This is a genomic window from Sphaerisporangium sp. B11E5 (assembly GCF_039871875.1).
Classification (GTDB): domain Bacteria; phylum Actinomycetota; class Actinomycetes; order Streptosporangiales; family Streptosporangiaceae; genus Sphaerisporangium.
Genome location: NZ_JBDPMD010000025.1, coordinates 15,964 through 38,319 on the forward strand (window position 1 = coordinate 15,964; position 22,356 = coordinate 38,319).

Sequence of the window (22,356 nt, forward strand, 5' to 3'; positions counted from 1 at the left end):
ACTACTTACCAGCCTTTCCGACCTTGCGGCGGATGACTTCGCCCTGGTACCGCACACCCTTGGCCTTGTACGGGTCGGGCTTGCGCAGCTTGCGGATGTTCGCGGCGACCTCGCCGACCTTCTGCTTGTCGATGCCGTCCACGTGGAACAGGGTCGGCCGCTCGACGCGGAAGCTCACGCCCTCGGGGGCGTCGACGACCACCGGGTGGCTGAAGCCCAGCGAGAACTCCAACTGCGTCGGGCCCTTGGCCTGGACGCGGTAACCGACGCCGTGGATCTCCAGCGTCTTGCTGTACCCCTTGGTCACGCCGTCCACCATGTTGGCGATCAGCGTGCGGGACAACCCGTGCAGTGCGCGGACCTTGTTCTCGTCATTCGGGCGCGTGACGGCGATGGTGCCGTCCTCGCCGCGCTTGACCTCGATCGGTTCCACCACGGTGTGCGAAAGCGTGCCCTTCGGCCCCTTGACCGTGACATCCCGGCCGTCGATGGTGATATCTACACCGTTCGGGACGGGGATGGGCAGCCGTCCAATTCGCGACATGCTGTTATGCCTCCCCTCGTCACCAAACGTAGGCGAGGACTTCCCCGCCCACACCACGCTTGCCGGCCTGCTTGTCGGTCATGAGGCCGCCGGACGTCGAAATGATCGCGACGCCGAGACCACCCAGGACCCTGGGCAGGTTGTCCTTCTTTGCATAGACCCGCAGACCGGGCTTGGAAACCCGCCGCAGGCCCGCGATGGACCGTTCACGCGTAGGCCCGAACTTGAGCTCCACCACGAGGTTCTTCCCGACCTTGGCGTCCTCGACGGACCAGGACTGGATGTAGCCCTCCTGCTGGAGGATCTCGGCGATGTGCGCCTTGATCTTCGAGTACGGCATGCTCACGGTGTCGTGATACGCCGAGTTCGCGTTACGCAGACGTGTCAACATGTCCGCGATCGGGTCGGTCATCGTCATGGCCGGTGGCCCTCCTCACCGCGGTTTCCCGCATGGGACCTACGGTGTGGTCGTGGGCGCCGCGTGTGCGGCCCCCGGTTGATATGTCTTCTTCTGTGTGCGGCCGGCACCGTGCGGGCCCCTCCCGGAGGGGGCTCTTGATCACTCCGCCCCTGCAAGAGGAGCCCGCGCGGGGTCTACCAGCTCGACTTGGTGATGCCCGGCAGCTCGCCGCGGTGCGCCATCTCACGGAAGCACACGCGGCACAGGCCGAACTTGCGGTAGACGGCACGAGGCCGCCCGCACCGCGAGCACCGGGTGTAAGCCCGGACGCCGAACTTCGGCTTGCGCGCCGCCTTGGCGATCAAGGACTTCTTGGCCATCAGGCCTTCCTTTCGCGAATCTCAGCCATCTCGGCCGCCTACGCTTCCTTGAACGGGAAGCCGAGAAGCTTGAGCAGCGCCCGGCCCTGGTCGTCGTCGGCCGCGGTGGTCACGACCGTGATGTCCATGCCCCGCTGGCGGTCCACCTTGTCCTGGTCGACCTCGTGGAACATCACCTGCTCGGTCAGGCCGAAGGTGTAGTTCCCGTTGCCGTCGAACTGCTTCGGGGACAGGCCGCGGAAGTCACGGATTCGCGGGAGGGCCAGCGACAGCAGACGGTCGAGGAACTCCCACATGCGGTCGCCGCGCAGCGTCACGTGCGCGCCGATCGGCATGCCCTCACGCAGCTTGAACTGCGCGATGGACTTGCGGGCGTGCGCGACGGCCGGCTTCTGACCGGTGATGGCGGTCAGGTCGCGGACCGCGCCTTCGATGAGCTTGGAATCGCGAGCCGCCTCGCCGACACCCATGTTCACCTTGATCTTGGTGAGCCGGGGGATCTGCATGGCGTTCTCGATGCCGAACTGCTCACGGAGCTTGCCGGCGATCTCCTCGCGGTAACGCTCCTTGAGGCGCGGCGACGGCCTGGTCTCAGTGGTGGCGGTCATCAGTTGTCCTCACCCGATTCGTCGGCCTTGTCAGCCTTCTTGGCGGGCTTTTCGTCGTCCTTCTTCGGCTCATCCTTGAGCTTCTTGACGTTGCTCACGTGGATGGGGGCCTCCATGGTCCGCACGCCGCCTTCCTTGGCGCCGCGGGGACCCTGGTGGGTCACCTTGGAGTGCTTCTTGACCATGTTGACGCCCTCGACGATGACGCGGTCCTCCCGCGGTATCGCCTGGATCACACGGCCCTTGGCACCCTTGTCCTTACCGGCGATGACCAGGACGAGGTCACCCTTCTTCACATGCAGCTTCGGCATTTACAACACCTCCGGCGCGAGCGAGATGATGCGCATGAACTTCTTCTCGCGCAGCTCACGACCGACCGGACCGAAGATACGCGTGCCCCGAGGGTCACCGCTGTCCTTGATGATGACCGCGGCGTTCTCGTCGAAGCGGATGTAGGAGCCGTCGGGGCGGCGGCGCTCCTTGGCGGTGCGCACCACGACAGCCTTGACCACATCACCCTTCTTGACACCCGCGGCGGGAAGGGCGTCCTTCACCGTCGCGACGATGATGTCGCCGATACCCGCGTAGCGCCGACCCGAGCCGCCGAGCACCCGGATGCACAAGATCTCCTTGGCACCCGTGTTGTCGGCGACCTTGAGCCGCGACTCCTGCTGGATCACGTCAACTCCCGTGTGTCACGCCGGTTCTCATTCTCTGAGCCTGGCGGAACTAGATTCGGTCTAATGCACCCGCCACCGGCCCTGCCGGTGTCGGGGGGGACGCCCGGGCGGTACCCCTCGCGGGGCCCGCCGGGCGACTTACTTGGCCCGCTCGAGGATCTCCACGACCCGCCACCGCTTGGTGGCGGACAGCGGCCGGGTCTCCATCAGGAGCACGCGGTCGCCGACGCCGCAGGTGTTGCCCTCGTCGTGGGCCTTGTACTTGGTCGTACGGCGGATGACCTTGCCGTACAGCGGGTGCTTGACGCGGTCCTCGACGGCGACGACGACGGTCTTGTCCATCTTGTCGCTGACGACCAGACCCTCACGGGTCTTGCGGTAGTTCCGCGCCTGCTTGGTGGTCTCGGTTGTCTCAGCCATCGCTCGGCTCCTTCTCGACCGTGACGATGCCGAGCTCCCGCTCGCGCATCACGGTGTAGATACGGGCGATCTCGCGCCGGACGGCACGGAGCCGCCCGTGGCTTTCCAACTGACCGGTCGCCGCCTGGAAGCGGAGGTTGAACAGCTCCTCCTTGGCTTCCTTGAGCTTCTGGACCAGTTCGTCCTGGTCAGAAGTCCGCAGCTCACCGGCGGTCAGGCCCTTGGCCATCACGCCTCACCCACTTCACACTCAACAGTCCGGACGTCCTTCATCGCGCGCGTCATCAGACCTCGACCTCGCGCTTGACGAACCGGCACTTCATCGGGAGTTTGTGCATCGCGCGCCGGAGGGCCTCACGGGCCACCGGCTCCGACACACCGGACAGCTCGAACATCACGCGGCCAGGCTTGACGTTCGCGATCCACCACTCCGGCGAGCCCTTGCCGGAACCCATGCGGGTCTCGGCCGGCTTCTTGGTCAGCGGGCGGTCCGGGTAGATGTTGATCCACACCTTGCCGCCACGGCGGATGTGCCGGGTCATGGCGATACGCGCGGCCTCGATCTGGCGGTTGGTCACGTAGTGGTGCTCAAGCGCCTGGATGCCGAACTCACCGAACACGACCTTGGTGCCGCCCTTGGCGGCACCGCTACGGTCGGGCCGGTGCTGCTTGCGGTGCTTGACCCTGCGCGGGATCAGCATGGTCAGCTCCCCTCAGCACCCGGCTGCTCGGCCGGGCCACTCTCGGGCGCCCCAGCGGGCGCGGTGGATTCGGCCCGAGGGCCACGGCCGCCGCCACGGGGGCCGCCGCCGTCACGGCCACGGCCGCCGCCGGCGCCACGGCCGCCGCGCTGCGGACGGTCGGTGCGGTCACGGCGCTGGCCGGCCCGCGCCCCGGCCGCCTGGGCCTCGCGCTCGGCGCGGCTGGTCGGAGCCTCGCCCTTGTAGATCCAGACCTTCACGCCGATGCGGCCGAAGGTCGTGCGGGCCTCGTAGAAGCCGTAGTCGATGTCCGCGCGAAGGGTGTGCAGCGGCACGCGGCCCTCGCGGTAGAACTCCGACCGCGACATCTCCGCGCCGCCGAGACGACCGGAGCACTGGACACGGATGCCCTTGGCGCCGCTCTTCATCGCCGACTGCATGGCCTTGCGCATGGCCCGCCGGAACGACACCCGGCTGGAGAGCTGCTCGGCCACGCCCTGGGCGACGAGCTGGGCGTCGACCTCGGGGTTCTTGACCTCGAGAATGTTGAGCTGGACCTGCTTCTTGGTCAGCTTCTCGAGGTCGCCACGGATGCGGTCCGCCTCGGCGCCGCGGCGGCCGATGACGATGCCCGGCCGGGCGGTGTGGATGTCGACCTGGACGCGGTCGGTGGTGCGCTCGATCTCGACCTTGGAGATGCCGGCCCGCTCCATGCCCTTCTGCAGCATGCGACGGATCGCGACGTCCTCGGCGACATACGCCTTGTACAGCTTGTCGGCATACCACCGGCTCTTGAAGTCGGTCGTGATGCCGAGGCGGAACCCGTGCGGGTTAACCTTCTGGCCCACTAGCGGGTCCTTCCCTTCGGCCTGCCCTGGCCCTCGGGCCGGGACTCGACGATCACAGTGATGTGGCTCGTCCGCTTGTTGATCCGATAGGCACGGCCCTGCGCGCGGGGACGGAACCGCTTCAGCGTCGGCCCCTCGTCGACCCACGCCCGGCTCACGACCAGCGTCTCGCGATCGAGCTTGTAGTTGTGCTCGGCGTTCGCGACCGCGCTCGACAGCACCTTGTAGATCGGCTCGCTCGCCGCCTGCGGGGCGAACTGCAGCACGGCCTGCGCCTCCGAAGCGGGCAGCCCGCGAATGAGGTCCACCACGCGGCGGGCCTTCTGGGGCGTGACGCGGACGAACCGCGCCTGAGCCCTGGCTTCCATCGCTTACTCCTCGTTTCCTGAAGGCGCTTTACCGCCGGCTACGCCGGTCTTCCTTGACGTGGCTGCGGAAGGTCCGCGTCGGCGCGAACTCGCCCAGCTTGTGACCGATCATCGACTCGGTGACGAACACCGGTACGTGCTTGCGGCCGTCGTGGACGGCGATCGTGTGACCGAGCATGTCCGGCACGATCATGGAGCGCCGCGACCACGTCTTGATGACGTTCTTGGTGCCCTTCTCGTTCTGCGTGTCCACCTTCTTCATCAGGTGGTCGTCAACGAAAGGACCCTTTTTAAGGCTACGTGGCATTTACGCTGCTCCTACCGCTTCTTCTTGCTCCGCCGACGGATGATCAGCCGGTCGCTGGCCTTGTTGGCACGGCGGGTGCGGCCCTCGGGCTTGCCCTTGGGGTTCACCGGGTGGCGACCACCGGAGGTCTTGCCCTCACCACCACCGTGCGGGTGGTCGACCGGGTTCATCGCGACACCGCGGACGGTCGGGCGCTTGCCCTTCCAGCGGTTACGACCGGCCTTACCGATGTTGATGTTGGCCTGCTCGGCGTTGCCCACCTGGCCGACCGAGGCGCGACAGCGCACGTCGACCTGGCGCATCTCACCCGAGGGCATACGCAGCGTGGCGAGCTGCCCTTCCTTGGCCAGAAGCTGGATCTGCGCGCCGGCCGAGCGGCCGAGCTTGGCGCCGCCGCCCGGCTTCAGCTCCACGGCGTGGATGAAGGTACCGGTCGGGATGTTGCGCAGCGGCAGGCAGTTGCCCGGCTTGATGTCGGCCGCGGGGCCGTTCTCGATGCGGTCGCCCTGCTTGATGCCGGTGGGGGCGAGGATGTAGCGCTTCTCGCCGTCCGCGTAGTGCAGGAGCGCGATGCGCGACGTGCGGTTCGGGTCGTACTCGATGTGCGCGACCTTGGCCGGGACGCCGTCCTTGTCGTGCCGCCGGAAGTCGATGATCCGGTACGCACGCTTGTGCCCGCCACCCTGGTGACGCGCGGTCACCCGGCCGTGGACGTTGCGGCCGCCCTTGCTGTGCAAGGGGGCAAGCAGCGACTTCTCCGGCGTGCTGCGCGTGATCTCGGCGAAGTCCGAGACGCTCGCGCCGCGACGACCGGGTGTCGTCGGCTTGTATTTACGGATGCCCATCTTTTTCGTTCATCCTTCGTCGGTGATGCGATGCGGTGCGGAGGTGGGTCAGCCGACCGGGCCGAAGATGTCGATCCGGTCGCCCTCGGCGAGGCTGACGATGGCCCGCTTGGTGCTCGGGCGCTGGCCGTAGCCGAACCGGGTCCGCTTGCGCTTGCCCTGGCGGTTGATCGTGTTCACGCCGGTCACCTTGACGCCGAAGATCTGCTCGATGGCGATCTTCACCTGCGTCTTGTTGGCCGTCTTGCGCACCAGGAACGTGTACTTGTTGTGCTCGTCGATCAGGCCGTAGCTCTTCTCGGAGACGACCGGCTTGATGATGATGTCGCGCGGGTCGGTGATCTTGTCCATCAGGCTTCTTCCTTCCCGCTGTCACTCAGCCGGGCGACGACCTGGTCGTACGCCTCGCGGGTGAACACGACATCCTCGTGGCAGAGCACGTCGTAGGTGTTGAGCTGCCCCGCCGTCAGAAGGTGGACCTCCGGGGCGTTGCGCAGGCTCAGCCACGACAGCTCGTCGTTCTCGTCGAGGACGACGAGGACGGAGCGCGCCTCCGAGATCTTGCGCAGGGCCTGGATGGCCGCCCGGGTCTTCGGGGTGTCCCCCTCGACCAGGCCGCTGACGACGTGCACGCGGCCGCCGCCCGCCCTGTCGCTGAGGGCGCCGCGCAGCGCGGCGGCCTTCATCTTCTTCGGGGTCCGCTGGGAGTAGTCGCGCGGCACCGGGCCGTGGACGACGCCACCGCCGGCGAACTGCGGGGCGCGGGTCGAACCCTGACGGGCGCGGCCGGTGCCCTTCTGGCGGTACGGCTTCTTGCCGCCGCCGCGGACCTCGCCACGGGTCTTGGTCTTGTGCGTGCCCTGCCGGCGGGCGGCGAGCTGCGCGACCACGACCTGGTGGATCAGCGGGATGTTGACCTTGGCGCCGAAGACGGCCTCCGGCAGCTCGACCGTCCCGGTCTTCGCGCCGGCCGGGTCGAGGACGTCGATGGTGGTGCTCACTTGTCGGCCCCCTTCTTGGCGGCGGTGCGAATCAGGACGAGGCTGCCGTTGGCGCCGGGAAGCGCACCCTTGATCAGGATGAGCCCCTTCTCGACGTCCACGGCGTGCACCTTGAGGTTCTGGACGGTGGTGCGGACGTTGCCCATGCGGCCCGCCATGCGCACACCCTTGAACACGCGGCCCGGGGTGGCGCAGCCACCGATGGAGCCGGGCGAACGGTGCTTGCGCTGGGTGCCGTGGGAGGCGCCGAGGCCCTTGAAGCCGTGACGCTTCATGACACCGGCGAAACCCTTGCCCTTGCTCTTGCCGGTGACGTCCACGAACTGGCCGGCCTCGAACGCGTCGGCGAGGACCTCCTGGCCGAGCTCGTACTCCGAGGCGTCCGGAGTGCGGATCTCGGTGAAGTAGCGGCGCGGGGTGATGTTGTGCTTGCGCAGGTAGTCACCCAGGGGCTTGTTCACCTTGCGCGGGTCCACCTGCCCGTAGCCGAGCTGGACGGCCGAGTAGCCGTCCCTGTCCTCAGTGCGGACGCGGGTCACCACGCACGGACCGGCCTCGACGACGGTGACCGGGACGATCCGGTTGCCCTCGTCGAAGACCTGGGTCATGCCGAGCTTCTTGCCCAGGACGCCCTTGATCTGCTTAGCCATGTCAGTGCGTTCCCTCAGAGCTTGATCGAGATGTCGACGCCGGCCGGGAGGTCGAGACGCATGAGCGAGTCGACGGTCTTCGGCGTCGGATCGATGATGTCAATCAGCCGCTTGTGCGTGCGCATTTCGAAGTGCTCGCGACTGTCCTTGTACTTGTGCGGCGAGCGGATGACGCAGTACACGTTCTTCTCGGTCGGCAACGGCACCGGGCCCGCGACCTTCGCGCCAGTCCGCGTCACCGTCTCGACGATCTTCTTGGCCGAGACGTCGATGACCTCGTGGTCATAGGCCTTAAGCCGGATGCGGATCTTCTGTCCCGCCATAGTGGCCTCGGTGTCCTTCGCTGTCGTCCTACAAGTTTCGTGCGGCCTGTGCCGCTTTGGCGTGTCCCACCTGTGCGGTGACCCGGACGCGCGTGCCTCCGTGATCTTGCAGCCGTCTCGGTCGCGCGGATCGAGCCTGCTGCGAGATCACGGCCTGGCCCGGGTGTGGGCCCGCTGTGGGCTCCGGGGCCGCCGGAGCGGCCCCTTCGTGGTGCGGCGGCCGATCCCGGTTTCCCGGGCCCGGCCGCCGACCCGCGGTCGAACTACTTGATGATCTTCGTGACCCGGCCCGCACCGACGGTGCGGCCACCCTCGCGGATGGCGAACTTGAGTCCGTCCTCCATCGCGATGGGCTGGATCAGCTGGACGGTCATCTCGGTGTTGTCACCGGGCATGACCATCTCGGTGCCCTCGGGGAGGGTCACGACGCCCGTCACGTCCGTGGTACGGAAGTAGAACTGCGGGCGGTAGTTGTTGAAGAACGGCGTGTGGCGGCCGCCCTCGTCCTTGGACAGGATGTAGACCTGCGCCTCGAACTCGGTGTGCGGGGTGGTCGTGCCCGGCTTGATGATGCACTGGCCGCGCTCGACGTCCTCGCGCTTGATGCCACGCAGGAGCAGGCCCACGTTGTCGCCGGCCCGGCCCTCGTCGAGGAGCTTGCGGAACATCTCGACACCGGTGACGGTGGTCGAGGTGTGCTTCTCCTTGATGCCGATGATGTCGACGGTCTCGTTGACCTTGACGATGCCGCGCTCGATGCGGCCGGTCACGACGGTGCCGCGGCCGGTGATCGAGAAGACGTCCTCGATCGGCATCAGGAACGGCTTGTCGGTGTCACGAACGGGCTCGGGGACGTTGTCGTCCACGGCGTTCATGAGCTCGATGATGGAGTCGCCCCACTTCTCGTCGCCCTCGAGCGCCTTCAGCGCCGAGACGCGAACGACCGGCAGGTCGTCGCCCGGGAACTCCTGAGCGGACAGGAGCTCGCGGACCTCGAGCTCGACGAGCTCCAGGATCTCCTCGTCGTCCACCATGTCGGCCTTGTTCAGGGCGACGACGATGTACGGCACACCGACCTGGCGGGCCAGGAGCACGTGCTCCTTGGTCTGCGGCATGGGACCGTCCGTGGCGGCGACCACGAGGATCGCGCCGTCCATCTGCGCCGCACCCGTGATCATGTTCTTCACGTAGTCGGCGTGACCCGGGCAGTCCACGTGAGCGTAGTGCCGCTTCTCGGTCTGGTACTCGACGTGGGCGATGGAGATGGTGATGCCGCGGGCCTTCTCCTCGGGCGCCTTGTCAATCTTGTCGAACGGGGTCGCCTCATTGAGGTGAGGGAAACGGTCGTGAAGCACCTTGGTGATCGCCGCGGTCAGAGTGGTCTTGCCGTGGTCGATGTGCCCAATAGTGCCGATGTTCACGTGCGGCTTGGTCCGCTCGAACTTGGCCTTGGCCACTGCTCTGTCTCCTTAGAGATTCTGACTTGACTTGCTAGTCGTCGGACTGCGAGGCGGTCCTACTCGCCCCGAGCCTTCGCGACGATCTCCTTGGCGATGCCCGGGGGCACCTCCGCGTAGGAGTCGAACTGCATGCTGTAGACCGCCCGGCCCTGGGTCCTGCTGCGCAGGTCGCCCACGTAACCGAACATCTCCGACAGCGGAACCAGGGCGCGGATGACCTTCGCCCCGGTCCGGTCCTCCATCGCCTGGATCTGCCCGCGGCGGCCGTTGAGGTCGCCGATGACATCACCCATGTAGTCCTCGGGCGTGGTGACCTCGACGGCCATCATCGGCTCAAGGATCACGGCGTCCGCACGGCGCGCGGCCTCCTTGAAGGCCATCGAACCGGCGATCTTGAAAGCCATTTCGGACGAGTCGACCTCGTGGTAGGCACCGTCCTTGAGGGTGACCTTGACACCCACCATCGGGTAGCCGGCCAGCACGCCGAACTCGGCGGCCTCCTGCGCGCCCGCGTCCACCGACGGGATGTACTCCCGGGGGATGCGGCCACCGGTGACCTTGTTCTCGAACTCGTAGCCGTCGTTGCCCTCGCCCAGCGGCTCCAGGTCGATGATCACACGCGCGAACTGGCCGGAACCACCGGTCTGCTTCTTGTGCGTGTACTCGACCTTCTCCACCCGGCGGCGGATGGTCTCGCGGTAGGCGACCTGCGGGCGGCCGACGTTGGCCTCGACCTTGAACTCGCGGCGCATGCGGTCCACCAGGATCTCCAGGTGAAGCTCGCCCATGCCCCAGATGACGGTCTGCCCGGTCTCCTCGTCCCTGCGGACCTGGAAGGAGGGGTCCTCCTCGGCCAGGCGCTGGATCGCGGTGCTGAGCTTCTCCTGGTCGCCCTTGGTCTTGGGCTCGATGGCCACGTTGATGACCGGCGCGGGGAAGTTCATCGACTCCAGCACGACCGGGTGGGCCGGGTCGCTGAGGGTGTCACCGGTGGTGGTGTCCTTCAGGCCCATGACCGCCACGATCGAGCCGGCCAACGCCGACGGGCGCTCCTCGCGCTTGTTGGCGTGCATCTGGTAGATCTTGCCGATCCGCTCCTTCTTGCCCTTGACCGAGTTCACCACGCTGGTGCCGGTCTCGAGCTTTCCGGAGTAGATGCGGATGTAGGTGAGCTTGCCCAGGTGCTGGTCGCTCATGATCTTGAAGGCCAGCGCGGCGAAGGGCTCCTCGGTGTCGGCGTGACGCTCGATGACCTTCTCCTCGTCGCCGACCGCGTGCCCCTTGAAGGCGGGGATGTCGGTCGGGGCGGGGAGGTAGGCGACGATCGCGTCGAGCAGGGGCTGCACGCCCTTGTTCTTGAACGCGGTGCCACACAGGACCGGGTTGAGGGCGCTGGCGAGCGTGGCCCGGCGGATGGCGGCGACGAGCTGCTCCTCGGTGGGCTCGACACCCTCCAGGAACAGCTCCATGAGCTCGTCGTCGTTCTCGGCGACGGTCTCGATGAGCTTGTCGCGCCACTCACGGGCGACCTCGGCGTGGTCGGACGGGATGTCGACGGTGTCGTACATCTCGCCCTTGGCCGCCTCGGCGCTCCAGATCAGGCCCTTCATCCGGACAAGGTCGATGACGCCCTTGAAGTCGGACTCGACGCCCCACGGAAGCTGGACCACCAGCGGGGTCGCACCGAGGCGCGACACCATCATGTCGACGCAGCGGTGGAACTCGGCCCCGACCCGGTCCATCTTGTTGACGAAGCAGATGCGCGGCACGCCGTAACGGTCGGCCTGACGCCACACCGTCTCGGACTGGGGCTCGACGCCGGCCACGGCGTCGAACACCGCCACCGCGCCGTCGAGGACCCGCAGCGAGCGCTCCACCTCGACGGTGAAGTCGACGTGGCCGGGCGTGTCGATGATGTTGATCGTGTGATCAAGCCAAGTGCAGGTGGTGGCGGCGGAGGTGATGGTGATGCCGCGCTCCTGCTCCTGCTCCATCCAGTCCATCGTGGCTGCGCCCTCGTGGACTTCACCGATCTTGTAGTTGATACCGGTGTAGAACAGGATCCGCTCGGTCGTCGTGGTCTTGCCCGCGTCGATATGGGCCATGATCCCGATGTTGCGGACCCTGGCCAGGTCAAGAGCGGTCGATGTGGCCACTTCTCTCGCGTCCTCGTCGTCTCGTCGTCGCCGCTGGGGTTACCAGCGGTAATGGGCGAAGGCCTTGTTGGACTCGGCCATCTTGTGGGTGTCCTCGCGCCGCTTCACGCTGGCGCCGAGGCCGTTGCTCGCGTCGAGCAGCTCGTTCATCAGCCGCTCGGTCATGGTCTTCTCGCGGCGGGCGCGGGAGTACTGCACCAGCCAGCGAAGGGCCAGCGTGGTGCTGCGCGCGGCACGCACCTCGACCGGCACCTGGTAGGTGGCACCGCCGACGCGGCGGCTGCGCACCTCGAGAGTGGGCTTGACGTTGTCGAGGGCGCGCTTCAGGGTCACCACGGGGTCGTTGCCGGACTTGTCGCGGCACCCCTCGAGCGCGTTGTACACCACGGTCTGCGCGAGTGAGCGCTTGCCGTTCAGAAGGACCTTGTTGATGAGCGCGGTGACCAGCGGCGAGTTGTACACCGGGTCCGCGACAAGCTGGCGACGCCCAGCGGGGCCTTTGCGCGGCATGTCAGCTCTTCTCCTTCTTCGCGCCGTAACGGCTGCGGGCCTGCTTGCGGTTGCGGACACCCTGGGTGTCCAGCGAACCGCGGATGATCTTGTAACGAACACCCGGCAGGTCCTTCACACGACCGCCGCGCACCAGCACGATGGAGTGCTCCTGAAGGTTGTGGCCGACACCCGGGATGTAGGCCGTGACCTCGATGCTGTTGGTCAGCCGCACACGGGCCACCTTGCGCAGCGCCGAGTTGGGCTTCTTCGGAGTCGTGGTGTAAACGCGAGTGCACACACCGCGCCGCTGCGGGCTCCCCTTGAGCGCCGGTGTCTTGGTCTTACTGACCTTGTCCTGCCTGCCCTTGCGGACCAGCTGCTGAATCGTGGGCAACCGCGTCTCCGTTTCGTGCATCGCCGGTGAATCGAAAAGTCGTGCATTTCGCAGGTACTGCCGGTGTCATGACCTGCTGTTTCTCCGCCCGCTCCGACCCCCGCGCTCGGGCGTGTCGCGATCTTCGCCGCGTACACCCGGCGAGGCCGGACCTTGGAGGAGTCACACGCCGCCCGGCTGACCTCGTAGAGGCGCTCGATGCGCACGCATGTGAGCCCGCGAAGCCACGGGCACGAAGGGCAAGACTACCCAGCCCATCGCAACACGTCAAAACGGTTGCGCCACCAGCCGCTCCGTGAGCGGCTCCTGTCCGTGTCGTGGCCCCCGGGGGCCGGTTTCCGGCCGACCACCGATCGGGCTCGTGTCAAGTTTACCGGCACTCGGAGGGTTGTCTCGACGATTTCCGCGTGTTGATCGCGCCTGCCCCGCCCAGGCGGGGAAAACGACGGGGCGCCCCGCCCCCCGTAGGGAGCTGGGCGCCCCTCGCGCCTGGCTCGGCGGCCGGGCCGCGGGCCCGGCCGCCATGTCAGCGGCCCCTCACCGGTTCACGACCGGCCGGCGGCCGTGCGGCGTCAGCGGTTGTACTGGCCGAAGTCGTACTCCTCCAGCGGCACGGCCTCGCCGCTGCCGGTGCCGAAGGTGTAGTCGGTCGCGGAGCCGTCGTAGCCGCCGACGGTGTACATCGCCGCCTTGGCCTCCTCGGTCGGCTCCACCCGGACGTTGCGGTACTGCGACATACCGGTACCGGCCGGGATCAGCTTTCCGATGATGACGTTCTCCTTCAGGCCGAGCAGCGAGTCCGACTTGGCGTGGATCGCCGCGTCGGTGAGCACCCGCGTGGTCTCCTGGAAGGACGCCGCCGACAACCACGACTCGGTGGCCAGCGAGGCCTTGGTGATGCCCATCAGCACCGGACGGCCGGAGGCGGGGGTGCCGCCCTCGGCGACGACCTCGCGGTTGACCATCTCGAAGCGCGGGCGCTCCACGAGCTCGCCGGGCAGCAGGTCGGTGTCACCGGACTCCAGCACGTTCACGCGCTTGAGCATCTGCCGCACGATGATCTCGATGTGCTTGTCGTGGATCGACACACCCTGCGACCGGTAGACCTGCTGCACCTCGGCCACCAGGTGGAGCTGCACGGCCCGCGGGCCGAGGATGCGCAGCACCTCGTTGGGGTTGACGGCACCGGCGATGAGCTGCTGGCCCACCTTGACGTGCTGTCCCTCGGAGATCAGCAGGCGCGACCGCATGGACACCGGGTAGGAGATCTCGTCCGACCCGTCGTCCGGGGTGACGACGATCTTGCGGGTCTTGTCGGTCTCGTCGATCCGCACCCGGCCGTCCGCCTCGCTGATCGGGGCGACGCCCTTGGGGACGCGCGCCTCGAACAGCTCCTGGACACGGGGCAGACCGTGGGTGATGTCGGCGCCCGCCACACCACCGGTGTGGAAGGTCCGCATCGTCAACTGGGTGCCGGGCTCGCCGATCGACTGGGCCGCGATGATGCCGACGGCCTCGCCGACGTCCACCAGCTTGCCGGTCGCCAGCGAGCGGCCGTAGCAGGTGGCGCAGACGCCGATCTTGGCCTCGCACACCAGCGCGCTGCGGGTGCGGACCGTCTCGACGCCGGCCTCGACCAGCGCGGTGACGGTCGTGTCGTTGATGTCCACGCCCGCCGCCGCGACGACCTTGCCGTCCACCTCGACGTCCTCGGCCAGGATGCGGCCGTGCACGTTGCTCTCGGCGTTCTCGGCCTTGGAGAGGTTGCCGGCCGCGTCCCGCTCGCCGACGTGCAGAGGCACGCCGCGGTCGGTGCCGCAGTCGATCTCACGCACGATGACGTCCTGCGCGACGTCGACCAGGCGCCGGGTGAGGTAGCCCGAGTCGGCGGTGCGCAGCGCGGTGTCGGCGAGACCCTTCCGCTGACCGTGGGTGGAGATGAAGTACTCCAGCACCGACAGGCCCTCGCGGAAGGAGGACTTGATCGGCCGCGGGATCGTCTCGCCCTTGGTGTTGGACACCAGGCCGCGGATGCCCGCGATCTGCCGGACCTGCATCTTGTTGCCTCGGGCGCCGGAGTTGACCATCATCCAGACCGAGTTGGTGGCAGGGAAGGCGTTCACCATGTCGGTCTCGACGTCGGCCGTGGCGTGCGTCCAGATCTCGATGAGCTCCTGGCGGCGCTCCTCGTCGGTGATCAGGCCGCGCTCGTACTCACGCTGCACCTTGTCGGCGCGGCGCTCGTACGACTCCATGATCGCCGCCTTGTTCGGCGGGGCCACCACGTCGTCGATCGAGATCGTGACACCCGAGCGGGTCGCCCAGTGGAAGCCGGCGTCCTTCAGCGCGTCCAGCGCCGCGGCCACCTCGACCTTGGGGTACTTCTCGGCCAGCTCGTTGACGATGGTCGAGAGCTGCTTCTTGCCGATCTGCGAGTTGACGAAGGGGTAGTTCTCCGGGAGCGTCTGGTTGAACAGGCACCGGCCGAGCGTGGTCTCCAGGCGGTAGGACTCGCCCGCCTCCCAGCCCTCGGGCGCCGACCAGCCGCGCGGCGGCGGGGTGTCGGCGATCCGGACCTGGATCTTGGCCTGGATGTCCAGCTCGTGACGGTCGTGGGCCATCAGCGCCTCGGAGACCGAGGCGAAGACACGGCCCTCGCCCGCGGCGTCCTCGCTCTGGGTGGTCAGCCAGTACAGACCGATGATCATGTCCTGGGTGGGCATGGTCACCGGCTTGCCGTCGGCCGGCTTGAGGATGTTGTTGGTCGAGAGCATCAGGATGCGCGCCTCGGCCTGGGCCTCCGCCGACAGCGGCAGGTGGACCGCCATCTGGTCGCCGTCGAAGTCCGCGTTGAACGCGGTGCAGACGAGCGGGTGGATCTGGATGGCCTTGCCCTCGACGAGCTGCGGCTCGAAGGCCTGGATGCCGAGGCGGTGCAGGGTGGGCGCGCGGTTGAGCAGCACCGGGTGCTCGGTGATGACCTCTTCCAGCACGTCCCACACGACCGCGCGGGCACGCTCGACCATGCGCTTGGCCGACTTGATGTTCTGCGCGTGGTTCAGGTCGACCAGGCGCTTCATCACGAACGGCTTGAACAGCTCCAGCGCCATCTGCTTGGGCAGGCCGCACTGGTGCAGCTTGAGCTGCGGGCCGACCACGATGACCGAACGGCCGGAGTAGTCGACGCGCTTGCCCAGCAGGTTCTGGCGGAACCGGCCCTGCTTGCCCTTGAGCATGTCGGACAGCGACTTGAGCGGGCGGTTGCCGGGACCGGTGACCGGACGGCCGCGCCGGCCGTTGTCGAACAGCGCGTCCACGGCCTCCTGGAGCATGCGCTTCTCGTTGTTCACGATGATCTCGGGAGCACCGAGGTCGAGAAGCCGCTTGAGGCGGTTGTTCCGGTTGATGACCCGGCGGTACAGGTCGTTCAGGTCGGAGGTCGCGAAGCGGCCACCGTCGAGCTGGACCATCGGGCGGAGGTCCGGCGGGATCACCGGGATGCAGTCCAGCACCATGCCGTTCGGCGAGTTGCGCGTGGTGAGGAACGCGGACACGACCTTGAGCCGCTTGAGCGCGCGGGCCTTCTTCTGGCCCTTGCCGCTGCGGATGGTCTCGCGCAGCGACTCGGCCTCGGCGGCGAGGTCGAAGTTGTTCAGCCGCTCCTGGATGGCCTGGGCGCCCATGCCGCCGCGGAAGTAGCGGCCGAAGCGGTCGCGCATCTCGCGGTACAGCAGCTCGTCGCCCTCGAGGTCCTGGACCTTGAGGTTCTTGAAGCGGCTCCAGACCTCCTCCAGCCGGTCCAGCTCGCGCTGGGCCCGGTCACGGAGCTGGCGCATCTCACGGTCGGCACCCTCACGCACCTTGCGGCGGGCGTCGCCCTTGGCGCCGGACGCCTCCAGCTCGGCCAGATCGGCTTCCAGCTTCTTCTGCCGGGCCTCGATGTCGGCGTCGCGGCGCTGCTCGATGTGCTGCCGCTCCACGGAGATCTTGGCCTCCAGGGACGGCAGGTCCCGGGCGCGCATGTCGGCGTCCACGAACGTGATCATGTAGGCCGCGAAGTAGATGACCTTCTCCAGGTCCTTCGGGGCCAGGTCGAGCAGGTACCCGAGGCGCGACGGGACGCCCTTGAAGTACCAGATGTGCGTGACGGGAGCGGCCAGCTCGATGTGGCCCATCCGCTCGCGACGCACCTTGGCGCGCGTGACCTCGACGCCACAGCGCTCACAGATGATGCCCTTGAAGCGGACGCGCTTGTACTTGCCGCAGTAGCACTCCCAGTCGCGGGTCGGACCGAAGATCTTCTCGCAGAAGAGCCCGTCCTTCTCCGGCTTCAGGGTGCGGTAGTTGATGGTCTCGGGCTTCTTCACCTCGCCGTGCGACCACTGGCGAATATCGTCGGCCGTGGCGAGGCCGATGCGGAGCTCGTCGAAGAAGTTGACGTCGAGCACTTGTTATCCCCTCGCTTGAAAATCAGACCTCTTCGACACTGCTCGGCTCACGCCGGGACAGGTCGATGCCGAGCTCCTCCGCCGCGCGGAAGACGTCCTCGTCGGTGTCCCGCATCTCGATGGACATGCCGTCGCTGGAGAGCACCTCGACGTTGAGGCACAGCGACTGCATCTCCTTGATGAGGACCTTGAAGGACTCAGGGATGCCCGGCTCGGGGATGTTCTCGCCCTTGACGATGGCCTCGTAGACCTTCACGCGGCCGAGAACGTCGTCGGACTTGATGGTCAGCAGCTCCTGGAGCGCGTACGCGGCTCCGTAGGCCTCCAGCGCCCAGACCTCCATCTCACCGAAGCGCTGGCCACCGAACTGGGCCTTACCGCCGAGCGGCTGCTGGGTGATCATGGAGTAGGGACCGGTCGAGCGAGCGTGGATCTTGTCGTCCACCAGGTGGAGCAGCTTGAGGATGTAGATGTAGCCGACCGAGATGGGGTGCGGGAACGGCTCACCGGAGCGGCCGTCGAACAGCCGGGCCTTGCCGTTGACGCCGACCATGCGCTCGCCGTCCCGGTTGACCAGGGTGTTCTCCAGCAGACCCGTGAGCTCCTCCTCGTGCGCACCGTCGAACACCGGGGTGGCGACGTTGGTGCGCGGCTCGACCTGGCCGAAGCCCTTGTCGCGCAGCCGCTCGGCCCACGCCTCCTCGATGCCCGAGATGTCCCACCCTCTGGCGGCGATCCACCCGAGGTGGGTCTCCAGCACCTGGCCGACGTTCATGCGGCCGGGCACGCCCAGGGGGTTGAGGATGATGTCGACCGGGGTGCCGTCCTCCAGGAACGGCATGTCCTCGACCGGCAGGATCTTGGAGATGACGCCCTTGTTCCCGTGACGGCCGGCGAGCTTGTCGCCGTCGGTGATCTTGCGCTTCTGGGCGACGTACACCCGCACCAGCTCGTTCACGCCGGGAGGCAGCTCGTCGCCGTCCTCGCGGCTGAACACGCGGACGCCGATGACCTTGCCCATCTCGCCGTGCGGCACCTTCAGGGAGGTGTCGCGGACCTCGCGGGCCTTCTCACCGAAGATGGCGCGCAGCAGGCGCTCCTCGGGGGTCAGCTCGGTCTCACCCTTCGGGGTGACCTTGCCGACCAGGATGTCGCCGGGCACGACCTCGGCGCCGATGCGGATGATGCCCCGCTCGTCGAGATCGGCCAGCACCTCCTCGGAGACGTTCGGGATGTCCCGCGTGATCTCCTCGGGGCCCAGCTTGGTGTCACGGGCGTCGACCTCGTGCTCCTCGATGTGGATCGAGGAGAGCACGTCGTCCTGCACCAGGCGCTGGGACAGGATGATCGCGTCCTCGTAGTTGTGGCCCTCCCACGGCATGAACGCCACCAGGAGGTTCTTGCCGAGCGCCATCTCGCCGTCGTCCGTGCACGGGCCGTCGGCGATGACCTGGTTGACCTCCACCCGGTCGCCCTCGCGGACGATGGGCTTCTGGTTGAAGCAGGTGCCCTGGTTGGAGCGCTTGAACTTCGCCACGCGGTAGGTGGTGCGCGTGCCGTCGTCGTTCATCACGGTGACGTAGTCGGCGGAGACCTCCTCGACGACACCCGCCTTCTCGGCGGTGATGACGTCGCCGGCGTCGGTCGCCGCGCGGTACTCCATGCCGGTGCCGACCAGCGGGGCCTCGCTCTTCAGCAGGGGCACCGACTGGCGCTGCATGTTGGAGCCCATCAGCGCGCGGTTGGCGTCGTCGTGCTCCAGGAACGGGATCATGGCGGTCGCGACGGACACCATCTGGCGCGCCGAGACGTCCATGTAGTCGACCTCGTTCGGGCGGATGAACTCGACCTCGCCGCCCTTCCGGCGGACCAGCACGCGGTCCTCGGCGAAGGTGCCGTCGGCGCGCAGCGGCGTGTTGGCCTGCGCGATGACGTGGCGGTCCTCCTCGTCGGCGGTGAGGTAATCGATCTCCTCGGTGACCCGGCCGTCCACGACCTTGCGGTAGGGCGTCTCGACGAAGCCGAAGGAGTTGACCCGGCCGAACGACGAGAGCGAGCCGATGAGGCCGATGTTCGGGCCTTCCGGCGTCTCGATCGGGCACATGCGGCCGTAGTGGGACGGGTGCACGTCACGGACCTCGAAGCCGGCCCGCTCACGGGACAGACCACCGGGGCCGAGCGCGGACAGACGCCGCTTGTGCGTCAGGCCGGCCAGCGGGTTGGTCTGGTCCATGAACTGCGAGAGCTGCGAGGTGCCGAAGAACTCCTTGATCGACGCCACGACCGGGCGGATGTTGATCAGGGTCTGCGGCGTGATCGCCTCGACGTCCTGCGTGGTCATGCGCTCACGGACGACGCGCTCCATGCGGGCCAGGCCCAGGCGGACCTGGTTCTGGATCAGCTCGCCGACCGTGCGCAGGCGCCGGTTGCCGAAGTGGTCGATGTCGTCGGTCTCGACGACGACCTCGCCGTTCGCGCCGGGCATCGAGATCTCGCCGGCGTGCAGCCGGACGATGTACTCGATGGTGGCGACGACGTCCTCTTCGGTGAGGGTGCCCTGGTTGATGTCGGAGTCGACCCCGAGCTTCTTGTTGATCTTGTAGCGGCCGACCTTGGCGAGGTCGTAACGCTTGGGGTTGAAGTAGAGGTTCTCCAGCAGGGTCTGCGCGGACTCCTTCGTCGGAGGCTCGCCCGGCCGCAGCTTGCGGTAGATGTCGAGCAGCGCGTCGTCCTGGCCGGTGGTGTGGTCCTTCTCCAGGGTGGCGCGCATCGACTCGTACTGGCCGAAACGCTCCAGGATCTGGTCGCTGGTCCAGCCGAGCGCCTTGAGCAGCACCGTGACCGCCTGCTTGCGCTTGCGGTCGATGCGGACGCCGACGCTGTCGCGCTTGTCGATCTCGAACTCGAGCCAGGCGCCGCGCGACGGGATCACCTTGCAGCCGTACAGGTCCTTGTCGGAGGTCTTGTCGACGCTGCGGTCGAAGTAGACACCCGGGGAGCGCACGAGCTGCGACACGACGACACGCTCGGTGCCGTTGATGATGAAGGTGCCCTTCGAGGTCATGAGCGGGAAGTCGCCCATGAACACCGTCTGGCTCTTGATCTCACCCGTGGTGTTATTGATGAACTCCGCCGTCACGAACATCGGGGCGGAGAAGGTCATGTCCTTGTCTTTGCACTCGTCGACCGAGTACTTGGGCGGCTCGAACCGGTGGTCGCGGAACGACAAGGACATCGTGCCGGAGAAGTCCTCGATGGGACTTATCTCTTCGAAGATCTCTTCCAGCCCGGACTGGGCCGGGACGTCCTTGCGGCCGGCCTGGCGAGCCGCGTCGACCCGCGCCCGCCATTTCTCGTTACCCAGCAGCCAGTCGAACGACTCGGTCTGCAGAGCGAGAAGGTCGGGAACTTCGAGCGGCTCCTGAATGCGCGCGAAAGAGACGCGGCGGGGACCAGCGGGTACGGCGAAGGCGTTGCGCGAGGCTGCCAACAGATGTCCTTCCGAGGGCTCGCGGACTGACTACACGCACGCCAGACGACCACGCATTCGAAGTTACCTAGAGAAGCGGGTCGTCAAAGGGCAGCGCAAAGGGGCAGTGTAGCCGATGGGCATACACCTGTCCACTCAGTCTCGCTCTGCGCACCCACGTTGGACGCAGCATCGCCCGTCAGCGCCGAAACGTCAAGCCCGTAAGCCCGGATTCGCGACGATCGTGAGTCGTCACGCTGGGTTTTCTTCCCCCGAAGGACTGTGCGGTCAGCCGGACCCAGACGATACCCGCGAGGCGGATCGGCTAACGCTCGGTCACGTCGAGGGTCGAAGGCTTACTCGCCGTCGACACTGGCGTGCTCTGTATCTGCCCATCCACACCGCCGCCAAACCTATCCTTTACTAACAATTTGATAACCCGCCTCGCCCATCACCGGCGTGTCCGGGCGCGGGGCCCCGTCACGGTCACGCTCAGTCAGTCGGGGCGTTGCCTATCAAGGTCGACAGCTCGGACACCAGCCAGTGGTCGTCCGCCTTGACCAGGACGAACCTGGCGCGGTTCTGCGAAACCTGCTTCAACGGGACGGTCCCCCCTGCGGGCACCTTGGTCGTGCCGAGGTTCATGAACAACAGCACCTGTACCCGGCCGGGGGTGGCCGACTCGACCGCGGCGGCGGCCACCACGGCCTGCTGCACGGTCTGCTGGCGCCGGACGGACGGCGGCAGCACCCGGCCGAGCTCGCGGTAGTGGTCGGCGAGTGCCCCGGTGGCGTACCCGCGGGCACGGGCGAGGTCGGCGTCGATGGTGCGGTAGTCGTAGGAGAGCATGTCCGGCGCGTACGTGCGGGCCGCCGCCAGCGCCTCCGCGGCGGCCGTCTCGCTCTGCCGGAGCTCCCGCAGCCGCAGATAGCCGGCGCCCACCAGGAAGGCCAGAGTGCCCACCAGGAGCGCCAGCAGCGCCACGAGGGCGCCGAAGGCCCGGGAACGCGGCCGGCGCCTCCTGACGCCCTCCACGGGCTCCACGGCGGACGCGGCGCTCACGAGACGGTCTCCAGCTTCGACGCCCACCACAGCCCGTCGATCTTGGTGACCTCGACGCTCCAGCGGTAGTAGCGGTCCTGCGGGGCGGTCGAGGAGCCCTCCCAGCTCACCACCGAGTCGGCCACCACCAGCACGCGGGCCACCGACCGGCGGGCGTCCATGGACACCAGCCCGGCGGCGCGCACCACACCGGTCTGCACGGCCTTGTTGGCCCGGGTCGCCGCCTTCAGCCGCTCGGCGTCCCTGGTGTACTCGGCCCTGGCCTGGCCGGTGGAGGACTCGATCACCCGCTGCACGTCGCGGTCCACGGTGCGGTGGCTGACGGCGAGGAGGGTCACGGCGTACCGCTGGGCGGCCTGGATCGCGGCCATGCGGTCACGCGCCGCGCCGCGCGCCTCGTCCAGCTCGGCGCCCACCCGGACCCACGCGAACGCGAGGACGGCCGCGGGCACGAGCAGGAAGGCGAGCACGGCCAGACGCGACCGCGGCCCGCGCGCACGGGACCGCGCGGCGTGCTGCGCCACGTGCGCCTCCTCTCGGCCCTGCCCGTCCGGCCCTCGCACCCGTCCGGGCGGCTCTCGCGTCGGCCCGCCCGGCTCTCGCACCCGTCCGGACGGCTCCCTCAGCGGACGGCTTCCGCCCCTGTACGGTCGGCCGGATCATAACCCGGGACGGCCGTCGCGAACCGGACCCCGCCGCGGAGCGTATGTCCGGAAACACGGAAAGGGACGGGCACCCGGCACCTGGGTGGCCCGCCCCTTTCTGATGGAGCGTGATGACGCGTGACGCGTCAGGTCCTC

The 22,356-nt window shown here is 67.7% G+C and carries 25 protein-coding genes; all 25 read right to left on the reverse strand.

Features of this window, described 5'->3' with window-relative positions:
* Position 1 precedes the first annotated feature (1 nt).
* Positions 2–544, reverse strand: a complete 543-nt coding sequence (gene rplF, locus ABGB17_RS21990; protein ID WP_347632441.1) for a 50S ribosomal protein L6 — start codon at positions 542–544, stop codon at positions 2–4.
* A 19-nt stretch (positions 545–563) separates the two neighbouring features.
* Complete coding sequence (gene rpsH, locus ABGB17_RS21995; protein ID WP_347632443.1) at positions 564–962, reverse strand: 30S ribosomal protein S8; 399 nt, start codon at positions 960–962, stop codon at positions 564–566.
* A gap of 176 nt (positions 963–1,138) precedes the next feature.
* The gene (locus ABGB17_RS22000; RefSeq protein ID WP_184978978.1) at positions 1,139–1,324 is read right to left on the reverse strand and encodes a type Z 30S ribosomal protein S14; all 186 of its coding nucleotides are present in this window, start codon (positions 1,322–1,324) and stop codon (positions 1,139–1,141) included.
* Positions 1,325–1,362: 38 nt separating this feature from the next.
* Positions 1,363–1,932, reverse strand: a complete 570-nt coding sequence (gene rplE, locus ABGB17_RS22005; RefSeq protein ID WP_347632445.1) for a 50S ribosomal protein L5 — start codon at positions 1,930–1,932, stop codon at positions 1,363–1,365.
* On the reverse strand, positions 1,932–2,234 hold the full coding sequence (gene rplX / locus ABGB17_RS22010) for a 50S ribosomal protein L24 (RefSeq protein WP_347632598.1): 303 nt from the start codon (positions 2,232–2,234) through the stop codon (positions 1,932–1,934). Before rplX ends, rplE begins: the two co-directional genes overlap by 1 nt.
* Positions 2,235–2,243: 9 nt before the next feature.
* On the reverse strand, positions 2,244–2,612 hold the full coding sequence (gene rplN, locus ABGB17_RS22015) for a 50S ribosomal protein L14 (protein ID WP_184978975.1): 369 nt from the start codon (positions 2,610–2,612) through the stop codon (positions 2,244–2,246).
* A 138-nt stretch (positions 2,613–2,750) separates the two neighbouring features.
* Positions 2,751–3,032, reverse strand: coding sequence for a 30S ribosomal protein S17 (gene rpsQ, locus ABGB17_RS22020; protein ID WP_184978974.1), 282 nt, complete (start codon positions 3,030–3,032; stop codon positions 2,751–2,753).
* A complete protein-coding gene (gene rpmC, locus ABGB17_RS22025; protein ID WP_184978973.1) occupies positions 3,025–3,261 on the reverse strand; it encodes a 50S ribosomal protein L29 in 237 nt (78 codons plus the stop codon). Before rpmC ends, rpsQ begins: the two co-directional genes overlap by 8 nt.
* A gap of 55 nt (positions 3,262–3,316) precedes the next feature.
* Entirely contained in the window at positions 3,317–3,733 is a 417-nt protein-coding gene (gene rplP / locus ABGB17_RS22030; protein WP_347632446.1) for a 50S ribosomal protein L16, read from the reverse strand.
* Between the two features lie 2 nt (positions 3,734–3,735).
* On the reverse strand, positions 3,736–4,581 hold the full coding sequence (gene rpsC, locus ABGB17_RS22035) for a 30S ribosomal protein S3 (RefSeq protein WP_347632448.1): 846 nt from the start codon (positions 4,579–4,581) through the stop codon (positions 3,736–3,738).
* Complete coding sequence (gene rplV, locus ABGB17_RS22040) at positions 4,581–4,949, reverse strand: 50S ribosomal protein L22 (protein ID WP_184978970.1); 369 nt, start codon at positions 4,947–4,949, stop codon at positions 4,581–4,583. The genes rpsC and rplV overlap by 1 nt, the downstream gene beginning before the upstream one ends.
* 28 nt (positions 4,950–4,977) lie before the next feature.
* The gene (gene rpsS, locus ABGB17_RS22045; protein WP_184608224.1) at positions 4,978–5,256 is read right to left on the reverse strand and encodes a 30S ribosomal protein S19; all 279 of its coding nucleotides are present in this window, start codon (positions 5,254–5,256) and stop codon (positions 4,978–4,980) included.
* Positions 5,257–5,267: 11 nt separating this feature from the next.
* Complete coding sequence (gene rplB, locus ABGB17_RS22050; protein WP_347632451.1) at positions 5,268–6,101, reverse strand: 50S ribosomal protein L2; 834 nt, start codon at positions 6,099–6,101, stop codon at positions 5,268–5,270.
* Between the two features lie 48 nt (positions 6,102–6,149).
* Positions 6,150–6,452 (reverse strand): 50S ribosomal protein L23, encoded by a 303-nt coding sequence (gene rplW / locus ABGB17_RS22055; RefSeq protein ID WP_347632453.1) that lies wholly within the window; start codon positions 6,450–6,452, stop codon positions 6,150–6,152.
* The gene (gene rplD / locus ABGB17_RS22060) at positions 6,452–7,102 is read right to left on the reverse strand and encodes a 50S ribosomal protein L4 (protein ID WP_347632455.1); all 651 of its coding nucleotides are present in this window, start codon (positions 7,100–7,102) and stop codon (positions 6,452–6,454) included. Before rplD ends, rplW begins: the two co-directional genes overlap by 1 nt.
* Positions 7,099–7,752, reverse strand: coding sequence for a 50S ribosomal protein L3 (gene rplC / locus ABGB17_RS22065; RefSeq protein WP_347632457.1), 654 nt, complete (start codon positions 7,750–7,752; stop codon positions 7,099–7,101). The genes rplD and rplC overlap by 4 nt, the downstream gene beginning before the upstream one ends.
* Before the next feature lie 14 nt (positions 7,753–7,766).
* The gene (gene rpsJ, locus ABGB17_RS22070; RefSeq protein ID WP_030912931.1) at positions 7,767–8,075 is read right to left on the reverse strand and encodes a 30S ribosomal protein S10; all 309 of its coding nucleotides are present in this window, start codon (positions 8,073–8,075) and stop codon (positions 7,767–7,769) included.
* 263 nt (positions 8,076–8,338) lie between these two features.
* On the reverse strand, positions 8,339–9,532 hold the full coding sequence (gene tuf, locus ABGB17_RS22075) for an elongation factor Tu (protein ID WP_347632460.1): 1,194 nt from the start codon (positions 9,530–9,532) through the stop codon (positions 8,339–8,341).
* Positions 9,533–9,591: 59 nt separating this feature from the next.
* A complete protein-coding gene (gene fusA, locus ABGB17_RS22080; protein ID WP_347632462.1) occupies positions 9,592–11,691 on the reverse strand; it encodes an elongation factor G in 2,100 nt (699 codons plus the stop codon).
* Positions 11,692–11,730: 39 nt separating this feature from the next.
* Entirely contained in the window at positions 11,731–12,201 is a 471-nt protein-coding gene (rpsG, locus tag ABGB17_RS22085) for a 30S ribosomal protein S7 (RefSeq protein WP_184978964.1), read from the reverse strand.
* Position 12,202: 1 nt separating this feature from the next.
* On the reverse strand, positions 12,203–12,577 hold the full coding sequence (gene rpsL, locus ABGB17_RS22090) for a 30S ribosomal protein S12 (protein ID WP_184978963.1): 375 nt from the start codon (positions 12,575–12,577) through the stop codon (positions 12,203–12,205).
* A gap of 572 nt (positions 12,578–13,149) precedes the next feature.
* Positions 13,150–17,025 (reverse strand): DNA-directed RNA polymerase subunit beta', encoded by a 3,876-nt coding sequence (locus tag ABGB17_RS22095; protein WP_347632465.1) that lies wholly within the window; start codon positions 17,023–17,025, stop codon positions 13,150–13,152.
* 22 nt (positions 17,026–17,047) lie between these two features.
* The gene (rpoB, locus tag ABGB17_RS22100; RefSeq protein ID WP_347632467.1) at positions 17,048–20,515 is read right to left on the reverse strand and encodes a DNA-directed RNA polymerase subunit beta; all 3,468 of its coding nucleotides are present in this window, start codon (positions 20,513–20,515) and stop codon (positions 17,048–17,050) included.
* Positions 20,516–20,986: 471 nt separating this feature from the next.
* Positions 20,987–21,556 (reverse strand): hypothetical protein, encoded by a 570-nt coding sequence (locus tag ABGB17_RS22105; protein ID WP_347632469.1) that lies wholly within the window; start codon positions 21,554–21,556, stop codon positions 20,987–20,989.
* Entirely contained in the window at positions 21,553–22,080 is a 528-nt protein-coding gene (locus ABGB17_RS22110) for a hypothetical protein (protein ID WP_347632471.1), read from the reverse strand. Before ABGB17_RS22110 ends, ABGB17_RS22105 begins: the two co-directional genes overlap by 4 nt.
* Between the last annotated feature and the right edge of the window lie 276 nt (positions 22,081–22,356).

Bases quoted from the DNA above. Each gene is read 5' to 3' on its own strand.
- rplF (WP_347632441.1), bottom strand. From the start codon at position 544: ATGTCGCGAATTGGACGGCTGCCCATCCCCGTCCCGAACGGTGTAGAT.
- rpsH (WP_347632443.1), bottom strand. From the start codon at position 962: ATGACGATGACCGACCCGATCGCGGACATGTTGACACGTCTGCGTAAC.
- ABGB17_RS22000 (WP_184978978.1), bottom strand. From the start codon at position 1,324: ATGGCCAAGAAGTCCTTGATCGCCAAGGCGGCGCGCAAGCCGAAGTTC.
- rplE (WP_347632445.1), bottom strand. From the start codon at position 1,932: ATGACCGCCACCACTGAGACCAGGCCGTCGCCGCGCCTCAAGGAGCGT.
- rpsQ (WP_184978974.1), bottom strand. From the start codon at position 3,032: ATGGCTGAGACAACCGAGACCACCAAGCAGGCGCGGAACTACCGCAAG.
- rpmC (WP_184978973.1), bottom strand. From the start codon at position 3,261: ATGGCCAAGGGCCTGACCGCCGGTGAGCTGCGGACTTCTGACCAGGAC.
- rplP (WP_347632446.1), bottom strand. From the start codon at position 3,733: ATGCTGATCCCGCGCAGGGTCAAGCACCGCAAGCAGCACCGGCCCGAC.
- rplV (WP_184978970.1), bottom strand. From the start codon at position 4,949: ATGGAAGCCAGGGCTCAGGCGCGGTTCGTCCGCGTCACGCCCCAGAAG.
- rpsS (WP_184608224.1), bottom strand. From the start codon at position 5,256: ATGCCACGTAGCCTTAAAAAGGGTCCTTTCGTTGACGACCACCTGATG.
- rplB (WP_347632451.1), bottom strand. From the start codon at position 6,101: ATGGGCATCCGTAAATACAAGCCGACGACACCCGGTCGTCGCGGCGCG.
- rplW (WP_347632453.1), bottom strand. From the start codon at position 6,452: ATGGACAAGATCACCGACCCGCGCGACATCATCATCAAGCCGGTCGTC.
- rplC (WP_347632457.1), bottom strand. From the start codon at position 7,752: ATGGCTAAGCAGATCAAGGGCGTCCTGGGCAAGAAGCTCGGCATGACC.
- rpsJ (WP_030912931.1), bottom strand. From the start codon at position 8,075: ATGGCGGGACAGAAGATCCGCATCCGGCTTAAGGCCTATGACCACGAG.
- rpsG (WP_184978964.1), bottom strand. From the start codon at position 12,201: ATGCCGCGCAAAGGCCCCGCTGGGCGTCGCCAGCTTGTCGCGGACCCG.